The 14,090-nt window shown below is 64.9% G+C and carries 11 protein-coding genes; 4 read left to right on the top strand and 7 right to left on the bottom strand.

Going from position 1 to position 14,090, the window contains the following annotated elements:
- Nucleotides 1-80: 80 nt before the first annotated feature.
- Nucleotides 81-2,831 carry a DNA polymerase I gene (gene polA / locus ACY65G_RS12665; RefSeq protein ID WP_464997714.1) on the bottom strand — a complete coding sequence of 917 codons (2,751 nt, stop codon included), beginning with the start codon at nucleotides 2,829-2,831 and terminating at the stop codon, nucleotides 81-83.
- 180 nt (nucleotides 2,832-3,011) lie between these two features.
- Here polA and ACY65G_RS12660 point away from each other — a divergent pair, with 180 nt between their 5' ends.
- The 4 genes from ACY65G_RS12660 (at nucleotide 3,012) to ACY65G_RS12645 (ending at nucleotide 7,607) form a co-directional block, all read left to right on the top strand.
- Nucleotides 3,012-3,443 (top strand): hypothetical protein, encoded by a 432-nt coding sequence (locus ACY65G_RS12660; protein WP_464997713.1) that lies wholly within the window; start codon nucleotides 3,012-3,014, stop codon nucleotides 3,441-3,443.
- Between the two features lie 70 nt (nucleotides 3,444-3,513).
- Complete coding sequence (locus ACY65G_RS12655) at nucleotides 3,514-4,473, top strand: homoserine kinase (protein ID WP_464997712.1); 960 nt, start codon at nucleotides 3,514-3,516, stop codon at nucleotides 4,471-4,473.
- A complete protein-coding gene (locus ACY65G_RS12650; RefSeq protein WP_464997711.1) occupies nucleotides 4,470-5,249 on the top strand; it encodes a BPSS1780 family membrane protein in 780 nt (259 codons plus the stop codon). The genes ACY65G_RS12655 and ACY65G_RS12650 overlap by 4 nt, the downstream gene beginning before the upstream one ends.
- A 51-nt stretch (nucleotides 5,250-5,300) precedes the next feature.
- On the top strand, nucleotides 5,301-7,607 hold the full coding sequence (locus ACY65G_RS12645) for a UvrD-helicase domain-containing protein (protein ID WP_464997710.1): 2,307 nt from the start codon (nucleotides 5,301-5,303) through the stop codon (nucleotides 7,605-7,607).
- A 235-nt stretch (nucleotides 7,608-7,842) separates the two neighbouring features.
- On the opposite strand, the gene ACY65G_RS12640 is transcribed toward ACY65G_RS12645, so the two are convergent.
- The 6 genes from ACY65G_RS12640 to ACY65G_RS12615 all read right to left on the bottom strand — a co-directional run bounded on the left by ACY65G_RS12640 (nucleotide 7,843) and on the right by ACY65G_RS12615 (nucleotide 14,036).
- On the bottom strand, nucleotides 7,843-10,107 hold the full coding sequence (locus tag ACY65G_RS12640; RefSeq protein ID WP_464997709.1) for a M56 family metallopeptidase: 2,265 nt from the start codon (nucleotides 10,105-10,107) through the stop codon (nucleotides 7,843-7,845).
- Nucleotides 10,108-10,327: 220 nt separating this feature from the next.
- Nucleotides 10,328-11,065 carry a DUF6338 family protein gene (locus tag ACY65G_RS12635; RefSeq protein WP_464997708.1) on the bottom strand — a complete coding sequence of 246 codons (738 nt, stop codon included), beginning with the start codon at nucleotides 11,063-11,065 and terminating at the stop codon, nucleotides 10,328-10,330.
- Between the two features lie 71 nt (nucleotides 11,066-11,136).
- On the bottom strand, nucleotides 11,137-11,325 hold the full coding sequence (locus ACY65G_RS12630; RefSeq protein WP_155708570.1) for a hypothetical protein: 189 nt from the start codon (nucleotides 11,323-11,325) through the stop codon (nucleotides 11,137-11,139).
- Between the two features lie 241 nt (nucleotides 11,326-11,566).
- Complete coding sequence (locus ACY65G_RS12625; RefSeq protein WP_464997707.1) at nucleotides 11,567-12,673, bottom strand: S-(hydroxymethyl)glutathione dehydrogenase/class III alcohol dehydrogenase; 1,107 nt, start codon at nucleotides 12,671-12,673, stop codon at nucleotides 11,567-11,569.
- A gap of 105 nt (nucleotides 12,674-12,778) precedes the next feature.
- The gene (locus ACY65G_RS12620) at nucleotides 12,779-13,183 is read right to left on the bottom strand and encodes a response regulator (protein ID WP_464997706.1); all 405 of its coding nucleotides are present in this window, start codon (nucleotides 13,181-13,183) and stop codon (nucleotides 12,779-12,781) included.
- Nucleotides 13,184-13,406: 223 nt separating this feature from the next.
- Entirely contained in the window at nucleotides 13,407-14,036 is a 630-nt protein-coding gene (locus ACY65G_RS12615; protein ID WP_464997705.1) for an ANTAR domain-containing response regulator, read from the bottom strand.
- Nucleotides 14,037-14,090: the final 54 nt, after the last annotated feature.

The raw sequence follows: 14,090 nt of genomic DNA, 5'->3' as shown, positions 1-14,090 counted from the left end.
CGGTGTCTGTCACCGGTTTTCGGGAAATGTTGCAAAAAAGCCAGTGACAGGCGCCGGTTTTGGAAGGAAGCACTGGAGGCTCAGTGCGCCTCCTCCCAGTTCCTGCCGACGCCGACCTCGGCGACGAGGGGCACTTTCAGCTCGGCGACGCCGGCCATGAGCTTCGGCAGCGCATCGCGCACCAGCGGCAGTTCGTCGTCGGGCACTTCGAGCACCAGTTCGTCGTGCACCTGCATGATCATGCGCGACTTCAGGTTTTCCTTTTCGAGCCAGTCCTGCACGGCGATCATCGCCAGCTTGATCAGGTCCGCCGCGGTGCCTTGCATCGGCGCGTTGATCGCGGCGCGTTCGGCGGCCTGCCGGCGCGGGCCGTTCGGGGAATTGATCTCGGGGAGCCACAGGCGGCGGCCGAATACCGTTTTCACGTAGCCGTTCGCCTTGGCTTCCAGGCGCGTCTCGTCCATGTAGCGCTTCACGCCGTGGAAACGCTGAAAGTAGCGGTCGATATAGTTCTGCGCGGCGGTACGGTCGATGCCCAGGTTGGCGGCCAGGCCGAACGCGCTCATGCCGTAGATCAGGCCGAAGTTGATCACCTTGGCATAGCGGCGCTGCTCGCTGTTCACTTCGTCGGCCGGCACGCCGAAGATCTCGGCGGCGGTGGCGCGGTGGATGTCGACGCCCTCGGCGAAGGCGCGCAGCATCGCCTCGTCCTCGGAGATGTGCGCCATGATGCGCAGCTCGATCTGCGAATAGTCGGCCGAGACGAGATGGCTGCCTTCGGGCGCGATGAACGCTTCACGGATGCGGCGCCCTTCGGCCGTGCGGATCGGGATGTTCTGCAGGTTCGGGTCGTTCGATGCCAGGCGCCCCGTCACCGCCACGGCCTGCGCGTAGTTCGTGTGCACGCGGCCTGTCTGCGGGTTGATCATCTTGGGCAGCTTGTCGGTGTACGTGGACTTCAGCTTGGCCATGCCGCGGTATTCCAGCAGCACCTTGGGCAGCGGATAATCCTCGGCCAGCTTTTGCAGCACCTCCTCGTCGGTCGATGGCGCGCCGCTCGGCGTTTTCTTGACGACGGGGAGTTTCAGCTTGTTGAAGAAGATATCGCCGATCTGCTTCGGCGAACCCAGGTTGAACGGCCCTTCGGCCAGTTCGTAGGCCTTCTGTTCCAGTTCGGCGATGCGCGTGCCCAGCTCGTTCGATTGCGTGGCCAGCAGGCCCGCGTCGATCAGCACGCCATTGCGCTCGATCTTCTGCAGCACCACGGCGGTGGGCAGCTCGATGGCGCGGTAGATCTTCGTCAGGCCTTCGTCGCCCGCGACGTGGCCGTGCATCGCCATGTGCAGGCGCAGCGTGATGTCGGCATCCTCGGCCGCGTAGTCGGTGGCGCGCTGCAGTTCCACCTGGTCGAAGCAGATCTGGCTCGCGCCCTTGCCGCACACCTCCTCATAGGCGATGGTCTTGTGGTTCAGGTGGCGCATGGCCAGGCTGTCCATGTCGTGCGTGCGGTGCGACTCGAACACATACGACTGCAGCAATGTGTCGTGCACGATGCCGCGCAAGGTGACACCGTGGTTGGCGAAGATGTGCGCGTCGTATTTCAGGTTCTGGCCCAGCTTCGGCTTCGCGGCGTCCTCGAGCCAGGGCTTGAGCTTTTCCAGCACGTCCTCGCGCGACAATTGATCCGGCACGCCCGCATAGCGGTGCGCCACCGGGATGTAGCACGCCAGGCCCGGTTCGGTCGCCAGCGAGATCCCGACCAGCTGCGCATTCATCGGTTCCAGCGACGTGGTTTCCGTGTCCACCGCCACCAGCTCGGCGGCATCGATGCGCGCGATCCATTCGTCGAGCTGCGCTGGTGTCACCACCAGGTCGTAGCGCACGTTGGCCGGCGGTTCGGCGAACATGTCGCCGGTGGGGCCTTCCGGCGCGGCCGGGCCGGTCTGGCCGGGTACCTGCGCCGACGGCGTGAGGGCCTTCAGCTCGCGCAGCAGTGTCTTGAAGCCGTATTTGTTGAAGAAGGCCAGCAGCGATTCATGGTCTTCCTCGCGCGCGATCAGCGACTCGGAGATCGACATCATGTGCTGCGCCAGGTCGCAATCGGTCTTCACGGTGATCAGTTCGCGGCCTTTCGGCAGCCATTCCAGCGCCGCCTTCAGGTTGGCGCCCACCGCACCGCCGATCTTGTCGGCGTTGGCGATTACCCCTTCCAGGCTGTCGTACTGAGTCAGCCATTTCACGGCCGTCTTCGGACCGCACTTCGCCACGCCGGGCACGTTGTCGACGGTATCGCCGATCAGCGTGAGGTAGTCGATGATGCGGTTCGGCGGCACGCCGAATTTCGCCACCACGCCCGCTTCGTCGAGCTTTTCGTTGCTCATCGTGTTGATCAGCGTGACGTGCGGCGTGACCAGCTGCGCCAGGTCCTTGTCGCCGGTGGAAATGATCACGTCCATGCCGTTCTTTTCGGCCGTCACGGACAGCGTGCCGATCACGTCGTCCGCCTCCACGCCCTCCACCATCAGGATCGGCCAGCCCATCGCCTTCACGGCTTCGTGGATCGGCTCGATCTGCAGCGAAAGGTCGGACGGCATCGACGCGCGCGTGGCCTTGTATTCCGGGTACAGGTCGTCGCGGAAGGTCTTGCCCTTGGCATCGAACACGCAGGCGATGTAGGCGGCCGGGTAATCGGCGCGCAGGCGGCGCAGCATGTTGACCATGCCGTGCATGGCGCCGGTCGGGTGGCCATCCGGGCTGCGCAGGTCGGGCAGCGCATGGAAGGCACGGTAGAGATAGCTGGAACCGTCGACCAGCAGCAAGGTCTTTTGCATGGGTGCAAGTGGGAGTGTCTGATGCGAATCCGGCATTATCGCAGAGAACAAGCGGCGGCGAATCGTGCGGCCCCGCTGCGGAAATTGGCATTCGCAACGGAAACGGGTGTCAGTTTGTTACAATGGTCCAACCACCAACATCACGGTTACTCCATAAAGGCTCTTACCATGTGCCCGTCCATGCGTCCGCTCTTCGCCGCCATTGCTCCCGCCGCCTTCCTGCTGGCCCTGGCCGCCGGCTCCGCCAGTGCCCAGTCCGGCACGCCGCCGAAGCTGGAACCTGTGCCGGAGAGCGATACCCCGATCACGGTCACACCGAAATCGAGCCGCGACACCACCACCACCACCGTGCAGCGTGACGGCGGCCGCATCGTGCAGGAAACCGTGCAGGCGGGCGGCAGCACCTATACGGTGAAGCCGGCCAACCCGAACAGCACCCAGCTGCCGGGCGACGCCGGCGGCCCGCAAGTGCGGGGACCGCAATGGACCGTGATGGAATTTGATATCGCCAAGAAACAAAAACAGCGCAGTGCCGATGCCGCGGCCGCAGCCGCGGCGGACAATGCGGCCGACGTGCCGCCGCCTCCTCCGATGCCACCCGTAACGGAGTGATGCCGCGTTCCCGCCCGGGCGGAACGTTTGCCCGGCGCAGCTCATCCATCCTCGAACCCTACTGATTCTCATGGCAGTCTTTACCTCGGTCAGCCTGGACGATGTCCAGTCCTGGATCGCGCAATTCCCCCTCGGCCGCGCGGTCGCCCTCAAAGGCATCGCATCCGGCATCGAAAACAGCAATTTCTTCCTGACGACGGAACGTGGCGAATACGTCCTCACCATCTTTGAAAACCTCGGCTTCGAGCAGTTGCCGTTCTACCTGCGCTTGATGGAGCACCTGGCCGCGCGCGGCGTGCTGGTGCCGGCACCGGTGCCGAACGACAAGGGCGAGCTGTGCGTGCCGCTGCACGGCAAGCCGGCGGCGATCGTGTCGAAGCTCGAGGGCAGTTCCGAACTCGCTCCGCAACCCGTGCATTGCGCCGAGGTGGGCGCGATGCTCGCGCGCATGCACCTGGCCGGGCGCGATTTCCCGCTGCACCAGCCGAACCTGCGCAGCCTGGCATGGTGGCACTTCGCCGCTCCGGCCGTGCTGCCGCACATGGCCGGGCCGGAAGCCGCGCTGCTGCGCGCCGAGATGCATTTCCAGGAAGCGTTCCATGGCAGCGCGCTGTATGGCCGCCTGCAGCAGGGCCCGGTGCATGCCGACCTGTTCCGCAATAACGTGATGTTCGACGGCGAGCGCCTGACCGGCTTCTTCGACTTCTACTTTGCCGGCTGCGACACCTGGCTGTTCGACGTGGCCGTGACCATCAACGACTGGTGCGTGGACCTGGATACCGGCGTGCTCGACGAAGCGCGCGTGCGCGCGTTCCTGGACGCCTATCATGCGGTACGCCCGTTCACGGCCGACGAGCAGGAAGCCTGGCAACCGATGCTGCGCGCCGGCGCGCTGCGCTTCTGGCTGTCGCGCCTGTACGACCTGCACCAGCCGCGCGAAGCGGAAATGCTGACGCCGCACGACCCCACCCATTTCGAGCGCATCCTGCGTGAGCGCATCGCCACCCCCGCACCAAGCTTGTTCCAATGAACCACACACCAGCAAGATCAGGATGGGAATGGGTGAAACAGGGCTTCGGCATGCTGAAGAAGCAGCCGGCCGGCCTGTCCACGCTGTTCTTCGGTTACATGCTGCTGACCACGTTGCTGCTCGTGGTGCCGCTCGTCGGGCAGATCGCGCACAGCGTGCTGATGCCCGTGTTCGCGATCGGTTTCATGACGGCGGCGCGCGAGATCGGCGACGGCAAGCCGGTGATGCCCGCCATGCTGGTCGCGGGCTTCCGCGGCCCCGCGCTGCGCAAGCTGTGCATGCTCGGCGTGATCCACTTGCTGGTATTCCTGGCCGCCGGCGCCATCGGCGTGCTGCTGTTCGCCAATACCGATGCATTGCGCGATGCCACGCTGGCCGAACTGCAAACGAACCGGGAACTGGTGCTCGAGTCCGGCCTGGTGCCAACGATGCTGACCACGGCCCTGCTCTATATCCCGGCGCTGCTGGTGATCAGTTTCGCCGCACCGCTCGTGCAATGGAACGGCATGGGGCCCGGCAAGGCGCTGTTCTACAGCTTCTTCGCGATCAAGCGCGCGGCCGGCGCGTTCTTCATGTTCGCCGTCAGCCTGTTCGCGATCACGGTCGTCCTGCTGCTGCTGGTGCGCGCGCTGTTCGGCTTCGGCTCGATCGGCTTCGCGTTGATGCGCATGTTTTCCGAGGTGCTGTATGGCGTGGCCCATTGCGCGCTGTTCGTGGCCTATGCACACATTTTTTCGGCGCCGCCTGGCGACGCCGATCCCGCCCTGAAGCCCTGAGACGGCACGCCGGCACACGAACCGGCGGGGTCCGAAAGGTATAATGGCGGGATGCAGAATCTCCTCCACAACCTCAATCCCGAACAACTCGCCGCCGTCACCCTGCCGCCGCAAAACGCCCTGATCCTGGCGGGCGCCGGCTCGGGCAAGACGCGCGTGCTGACCACGCGCATCGCCTGGCTGATCCAGACCGGGCAGGTGTCGCCGGGCGGCATTCTCGCCGTCACGTTCACCAACAAGGCAGCCAAGGAAATGCTGGCGCGCCTGTCGGGAATGATGCCGATCAATACACGCGGCATGTGGATCGGCACGTTCCACGGCCTGTGCAACCGCCTGCTGCGCACCCACTACCGCGATGCCGCCCTGCCCCAGTCGTTCCAGATCCTCGACACGCAAGACCAGCTGTCGATGATCAAGCGCCTGCTGAAGGCGAACAATATCGACGATGAAAAATTCCCGCCGAAATCGGTGATGTATTTCATCAACAACAACAAGGACCAGGGCTTGCGCGCCAGCCAGGTCGAGGCGTATGACGCCAATGAACGCAAGCTGGCCGAGCTGTACCAGCTGTACGACGACCAGTGCCAGCGCGAAGGCGTCGTCGACTTCGCCGAGCTGCTGCTGCGCACCTATGAACTGCTGTCGCGCAACCAGCCGCTGCGCGAGCATTACCAGCAGCGCTTCCGCCACATCCTCGTCGACGAGTTCCAGGATACGAACAACCTGCAATACGCGTGGCTGAAGCTGATCGCCGGCCACGGCACCGGGCATGGCGGCGCGCTGTTCGCCGTGGGCGACGACGACCAGAGCATCTATGCCTTCCGCGGCGCGAACGTGGGCAACATGGCGGCGTTCGAGTCCGAGTTCAGCGTGAAGAACCTGATCAAGCTGGAGCAGAACTACCGCTCGCACGGCCACATCCTCGATGCGGCCAACGTGCTGATCGCGAACAACAGCCGCCGCCTGGGCAAGAACCTGCGCACGGACGCGGGCCACGGCGAACCGGTGCGCGTGTACGAAGCCACGTCCGACCTGCAGGAAGCGCAATGGCTCGTCGACGAGGCAAAGAACCTGATCGGCGAAGGCACGCGGCGCAGCGAGATCGCCGTGCTGTACCGCTCGAATGCGCAATCGCGCGTCATCGAGCATGCGCTGTTCTCGGCCGGCATCCCGTACACGGTGTACGGCGGCCTGCGCTACTTCCAGCGCGCCGAGGTGAAGCACGCGATCGCCTACCTGCAGCTGATGGACAATCCGCACAACGATTCGGCCTTCCTGCGCGTGGTCAACTTCCCGGCACGGGGTATCGGCGCACGCACGCTGGAGCAGTTGCAAAATGCGGCCGAAGCCTATGGCATCTCGATGTATGCCGCGGTGCCCTACATGGTGGGCAAGGCCGGCACGTCGCTGGGCGGCTTCGTGAAGCTGATCGAGGGCGTGCGCTTCGAGACGCAGCAGATGGCGCTGCCGGAACTGGTGCGCATCACGCTGGAAGCCTCCGGCCTGCTGCAGCACTATGCCAACGAAAAGGAAGGCGCCGACCGGGTGGAAAACCTGGAGCAGATGGTCAGCGCGGCCACCCAGTTCGTGGGCGAGGAAGGCTATGGCCAGGGCGCGCCCGCGCACCTGGGCCCGCCGTCCGAAGCCCAGGCAGGCGCCGCGATCATCAATGCCGACGGCGTGGAAATCATGGATGCCGATGCGCCGCTGTCGACCGTGATGTCGCCGCTGTCGGCGTTCCTCGCGCACGCGTCGCTCGAAGCGGGCGACAACCAGGCACAGGCCGGCCAGGATGCGATGCAGCTGATGACGGTGCACTCGGCCAAGGGCCTGGAATTCGACAACGTGTTCATCACCGGCCTGGAAGAAGGCCTGTTCCCGCACGAGAGCAGCTCGAAGGAAGAAGGCGGCGTCGAGGAAGAACGGCGGCTGATGTACGTGGCCATTACCCGGGCCCGCAAGCGCCTGTACATGTGCTTCTGCCAGACGCGCATGCTGCACGGGCAAACGCGCTACAACATGAAGTCGCGCTTCTTCGACGAATTGCCGGAGGAATCGCTGAAGTGGCTGTCGCCGCGCGTACAGGCGCACTGGTTCGCCAACAAGAAGGCGCAATGGGAAGACGTGCAACTGAATGGCGGCAGCGACAACGCGATCGCCCAGCGCATCGCGCAGAAATCCACCGGCGGCGCCGGCTGGCGCATCGGCGAATCCGTCGCGCATGCCAAGTTCGGCGAAGGCGTCATCGTCAACATCGAGGGCAGCGGTGCCAATTGCCGCGCGCAGATCAACTTCGGCAGCGCCGGCATGAAGGTGCTGGACCTGTCGGTGGCGAAGCTGGAGCGGCTGGGGCGGTAGGTATCTCGCACCGGTGTCTGACACCCTTTCCCGCCGGGAAACAGTGTCAGACACCGGTTTTCGTATGATGCTGATACCCACTGCGTCGAAACCGGTGACAGACACCCATTCTTTTGGAATATTCCAAAGAAACCGGTGGTGAAGCAGGGTGTTGTGGAGCATGCTCCACGCCTGCGTAACGGAGTTGGCCTGCAGGCCAACTCTCCTTCCTGTCACCGGTTTTTTTGCATCGGTTTCAGCCCTGCTTGCGCCCCACCTCGGTAGCCCGCCCCTGGCGCAGCGCTTCATCGATCAGCGCGCGGGTTGCCTTGTCGGCCTCGCTGCTCAGCCGGCCCTGTTCGCGGCCCAGCTCGGCGGCCTTGCGGGCCAGTTCCTCCATCGGTTTCGTCAGCTCGGCCATCCGGGCATGCAGGGTTTTCATGGGTTCGCGGTCGGCGCTTGCCTTCCGGTGCTCGCGCGCCATCGTTTCGGACAGGCGGGCCATGCGCTGCTGCAGCAGCGCCATCTGCTTGCCGATGGCGTCCATCTGGCGCGACAGCGATTCGCGGCTGGCGTCGCTGCCGGCCGAAGCCATGCGCCGGCCCAGTTCTTCCTGCTGCCGGCCAAGGCGCTCCTGCTTGCTTGCCAGTGCGCTCAACTGGTGTTCGGTATTGCGCGTGAGCTCTTCATTGAACAGCGTGGCAACCTGGGCGCCGATCTGCGCACCGATCGCCCCGATCTCCTTGCCGTGCCGGTCCATCGAAGCGCCCTGCTTTTCCATGTCGGCGGCGAGCTTTTCCGACGGTGCCCAGGCGCTGCTCACCCGGGCAACGAGCGCCGCATCCTTGACCACGTAGCGCTTGCCATCCTTCCTGAACCAGACGAAATCGCCTCCGATGGCTTCCTTCGCCTGGTGCAGATCGGGCAAGTCGCGCGGATCGAGGGCGAAGTTGCGCACCGGGGCGTTGTCGCCGCGCACGACCGCATACGATACGGCCGCATGGCCCGGGTGGACGACCGTCGCGCCATCGCGCAGCCCGATCGGCGGTGCCGGCGGCGCGGGGGGCGCGGGTGGAACCGGTGCCGCCATCATGGGTGCGGCGGGTGCGGCGGGGGCCGCCATTTTCGTCATCGGTGGCGCTGGAGGTGCGGGCGGGGCGTCCGGCACGGCCATCCTTGCCATGGGCGGCGCCGGGGGCGCGTCGGGCGCATCGGGCGCATCGGGCGGGGCCGGCGGTTCGGGCGGCACGGGTGCCGACCAGCCGGCATCCGTGCGATGCAGGGTGGCGGCGCGGGCGGCTTCGGCCGCGGCAGCGCCTGCTTCGACCCCGGCCGCCGCCGCGTCCCTGGCGGCCCGCGTGGCTTCCTGCGCGGCAGCGGCTTGCGCCACGGCCGCGACCGTCGCTGCCCTGGCGGCTTCGGCCGCTTCCTCGGCGCCGGCATCGCGGCCGGCGACGGACGTGCCGGCGGTTCGCGCTGTCGTGGACGGCATTTCCGGTTGCGCATGGGCATACAGCATCACGCAGGCAGTGCACAGGCCAAGCAGCGGTGCCGCGATCTTCCAGGTGAGTGGTTGCGCGTCGGGGCGGATCAGGCGTTTGATACGTGACATGAGGTCTCCTCCTTGTGCCGCGGGGGCGAAGTGCGAGGTGGCGAACTGGAACTTGTCCAGCTCGGACAATGCCAGGGCCAGGCGCCGCGGTTCGCCAAGAACTGCGGCCGCCAGGTCATCGGCGATCTGTTCCCGTTCGATGCGGATGCGCCGGCTCAGCATCCACACGCTCGGGTGGTAGAACAACAGGATTTCGATGGCGCTCTGTACCAGGTTCACGAAGTAATCGTGGCGCCGGATATGCGCAAGTTCATGCGCCAGCAAGGCTTCCAGCAGGTGCGGCGGCATGCCCGTCACCAGCGAGGCCGGCAACAGCACGACGGGCCGCCAGCAGCCGGCCGTCATCGGGCCTTCCAGGTCTTCGTCCGACACGCCGAGCATGACCTGCCGCCCGATGTCCATGCGCAGCGCGAGGCGGTCCAGACGCTCCTGCCACCCGGTATCGGGGCGATGATGGCCTGCCAGCGTGCGCTGGCGTACCCATTGCAAGCCCAGCGACAGGCGCAGCGTCATCAGCGCGGCGCCGCCCGCCCATAGCAGCACCAGCCATGGCATCTGGCGGCGCAACAGGTATTCGAACGATGTCAGCTGGTCGGCATCGACCAGCACCGGCACCTGCGCGGCCGGGATCGCACCGGCGCCCACGGCCCCGAGCAGCGGGTCGCGCGGCACGGGCACCGCATAGCCGGCCTGCAGCGCTTCCTGCACACGCCACGCGATGCCGCCGGCAGGCAGTGCCGCACACAGCAGCAACGCGGCGCAGGCGACGGCATAGCGGGCCTGCGGCCGGGCATTGCGCAGCAGGTGCAGCGCCAGCGCCGCGGCCCAGCCGATCAGCAGCCCCTGCCAGACGAAATGCAGCAGCGACCAGCCCAGCGCCGGCACCAGCGTATCGAAGAAAACGTTCATTGCGCGGCTCCAGCGGCGATGCGGGCAACGAGGGTGAACCGGTGATCGTTCTGCGGCATGGCGGCTCCTGGTGAAGTGGAAACCAGAGTAAATTATGTAGAAAATTTTGTCTAGAACTTTTTGTCTAGATCGGGATGCGACGGGCGCATTGAACTATAGCCAAGGCTCGCGGCCCTGTTCGGGATTTGCGACGGACGGTGGGAAAGGCGTATTGGACGGCTTAGCCGAGATGCACGTACTGCACGTTCAGCGTGATCATCTCGCTGTAGCGAAGCACGAACGAGTCGCCGTCGACCTGATAGAAGCGGTCGGCTTCCTCTGCTTCGTCGGCTGCGCTCTTGTCCCTTGCCAGGGACCTGCGGGCAACGCCTTGCAGTACCAGCCGGTCGAGCTGCCCTTCCGAATCGAAATAGAAATTGTCCAGAACGCCCGTGTACAGCATGGCTTCCTTGCCCACTTCGACGATCGCCGCGACGATCACGAAATCCGGCGCCTCATCCTCTTCGAAATCCGCCCCCGTGAGGAGGTAGTACCAGGGCGCCTCATGGAAGCGCAGCATGGGGCGCAGCGGCGACGACGCGCGGTCGAGCCGGTACTTCGTGATCGCCCAGCGCAGCAGCATCGGCACCGCGAACGACGCGAACAGCAAGGTGACGAAATACGCGGCGATCCAGTCGAAATCGTTCGCGACCGCCGCAGCCGCTTCGATCTGGCTGGCGGGGGCGGACGACAGCAGCTGCATCAGCACGAGCGGTTCGAAGCGCTGGCCGAACAGGAGACAGGACAGGGCCAGCCACGCCAGATGCGCAACCGCGGCCGAGATCACGGCGCCGGCGGCGATCCGGCCGAAGGGTGAAAAATCGAGGGAGGTGCGTTCGACCCGCTTGAAGCGGATACGGAAGATGAAACCGGGGAGAAGAACGAAAAAGATGATGAGCGCAGGCAGGGCTACGTTCATATTTGTCGAGAAAGTCGTCGATAAAGTCTGCGGTAAATTCTGCTGTAAAGTCTGCGCTGCAGTCTGCCCCTTCAGGCAGCTTTGGCCTTGGGCACGATCCGGGGGCTGATCTTGACCGTTTCGCCGTTGGGCCGGCGGAACTCGAATTCGCTGCGCGGCGCGCCATCGGATGCACCGCGGGTAAGAAACTCGCGCAAGTGCTTCCGGGCGACCGGATCGGCAAGGACTTCTGATGCCAGCTGGCTTTTGAGCGCTTTCATACCCGCACTATGCCACATTTCAAGGCTGCATGGCGTGCCTGTCGCACTAGTGGGTCGCCTGGCAACGGATCGTGGATCAACGCGTGTACGCATTTTACGTTCTGCGCCAAGCCCGTTGAAATTCCCCGGGAGAGCCAGCTATTCCGGGAAATTTCCGCCTGGCCTGACACGAAAATCCATCGCTTTTCACCGCCATGCCGTTGCCAGGTACCCCACTGGCGGCAACAGGCACCGCCTCCCGTCAATACATCACGACCGAGCGGATCGACTCGCCCTTCTTCATCAGGTCGAACCCTTCGTTGATCTGGTCCAGCGACAGCTTGTGGGTGATCAGGTCGTCGATGTTGAGCTTGCCGTCCATGTACCAGTCGACGATCTTCGGCACGTCGGTGCGGCCGCGCGCGCCGCCGAACGCGGACCCCTTCCATTCCCGGCCGGTCACCAGCTGGAATGGCCGGGTCGAGATTTCCTGGCCGGCCGCGGCCACGCCGATGATGATCGACTTGCCCCAGCCCTTGTGGCAGCACTCGAGCGCCTGGCGCATCAGCGTGGTGTTGCCCACGCACTCGAAGCTGTAGTCGGCGCCGCCATCGGTCAACTGGATGATCGAGTCGACGACGTTCTCCACGTCGTTCGGGTTGATGAAATGCGTCATGCCGAACTGGCGCGCCATCGCTTCGCGGGCCGGGTTGATGTCGACGCCGATGATCTTGTCCGCGCCCACCATCTTCGCCGCCTGGATCACGTTCAGGCCAATGCCGCCAAGGCCGAACACGACCACATTGGCGCCCGCCTCCACCTTGGCGGTGAACAGCACGGCGCCCACGCCGGTGGTGACGCCGCAACCGATGTAGCAAACCTTGTCGAACGGCGCATCCTCGCGGATCTTCGCCAGCGCGATTTCCGGCACCACGATGTAGTTCGAGAAGGTGGACGTGCCCATGTAATGGAAAATGGGCTTGCCGTCGAGGGAGAAGCGGCTCGTCGCATCCGGCATCAGGCCGCGGCCCTGCGTGGAGCGGATCGCCTGGCACAGGTTGGTCTTTTGCGACAGGCAGAACTTGCACTGCCGGCATTCCGGCGTGTACAGGGGGATGACGTGGTCGTCCTTCTTCAGGCTTTTCACGCCCGGGCCCACGTCGACGACGACGCCGGCGCCTTCATGGCCGAGAATGGCCGGGAAAATGCCTTCCGGATCGGCGCCGGACAGCGTGTAGTAATCGGTGTGGCAAATGCCGGTGGCCTTGATCTCGACGAGGACTTCGCCTTCCTTCGGACCGCCCAGCTCGACTTCTTCGATCGTCAGCGGAGCGCCCGCCTGCCATGCCACTGCTGCCCTGGTTTTCATCGTTCGCGTTCCTCGGAGGTATAAAAACCGCCATCATAGCAAACGATGAAAAGCCGGGTGTCCGGCGGTAATCAGCGCACGAATCAGGGCACGATCAGCGCACGATCAGCGCACGGCGGCCAGGTCGAGCTCCAGCAGCCGGCAGACCGCCTGCCATACCTGGCGTGGCGACGTCCACGGCTTCGGCAGGTAGGCATGGGCCTGGTGGTGCAGGCTGGGCTGGCGCGCCGAGTACAGCAGCACCGGGGTATGGGAGCCCCGCGCGCGCACTTCGTCCACCAGCACCTGGCCGTCGCCGTCCGGCAGGTCGGCATCCACGATGATCAGGTCGAATCGCTCTCTTTCCAGCCGGGCCGCGGCCGCCTCCATCGTGGCCGCGCGGCTCACGCGGATTTCCGGCACCAGCAGGGTGGCCAGGATCAGGGCGGTGGTATCGTCGGCATCCACGTGCAGCACGTGGGGCGCTGGGGCCATCGGCTTGAAAGCCTCGAGGGCATCGGTCATGTTCATCGTTCTCTCCGCTGGGGATACTGCAGGGCCTGGAACCATGCGCCGCGGCAGCGGGGTCGATTGGTGTCCGGGATGCAAGTCGGCGGAGTTGGGCCGATGATTGAAGCTCGGCCGCGATGGTGAGGCAGCCGTAACGTTGAAGCCGCACCGGGAACCGGTGCGTAAATATTAAAACTTGGAACCTGCAGAAAGCTTAACCTAAATTAGTTCGCTATGGAAACAATTATTTCTTTAGGCGAGCATTGAACGCTCCATGCAGGCTGTTCAACGTTTCCTCGGCGGCAAGCAGCTGGTCCGCCACTTCGTTGACCTTGCGCCGGCTCGAGCGGGCATGGTCGCGCAGCACTTCGAAAGCGGTGTTGCGGTCCGTCTGGAATTTGCACATCAGTAACCCGACCGCCAGGCTCGTCTCACGGCCGGCGGCCAGCGCGGCATTCAGGTTCAGTTCGGTACGGCGCAGCTGGCGGATCTCATCCGCCCGTGCCAGCCCCGCTTCGAATGCCGGCATCAACTGCTTTTCATCGACCGGCTTGACGAGGAAGCCGACCGCGCCGTAGGCGGCGGCCTGCTTGCCGGCATCGGCATCGCCGCGGCCGGACAGGAACATGAACGGCACCGACGTTTCACGGTTCAGCTGCTTGGCCAGTTCCAGGCCGGACATGCCGGGCATGTGGATATCCAGCAGCGCCATGTCCGGCTCGCGCTCGGCCACCAGGCGCAGCGCATGGTCGGCCGAATGGGCCTGCACTGTTTCATATCCGGCATTGCGCAGGACCACGCTGAGGAATTCGGCAAGGAGCTGGTCGTCGTCGACGATCAGGATCAGGCGTTTTGCGGCGGCGGGTGCGGGCATGTCGGGCAATCGGTCAATGAACTTGGACCGATTATACGGGCGTTTGATGCGCCG

Source organism: Pseudoduganella sp. jia 12, from assembly GCF_055502675.1.
This window is presented reverse-complemented; position numbering and strand designations above follow the sequence as displayed.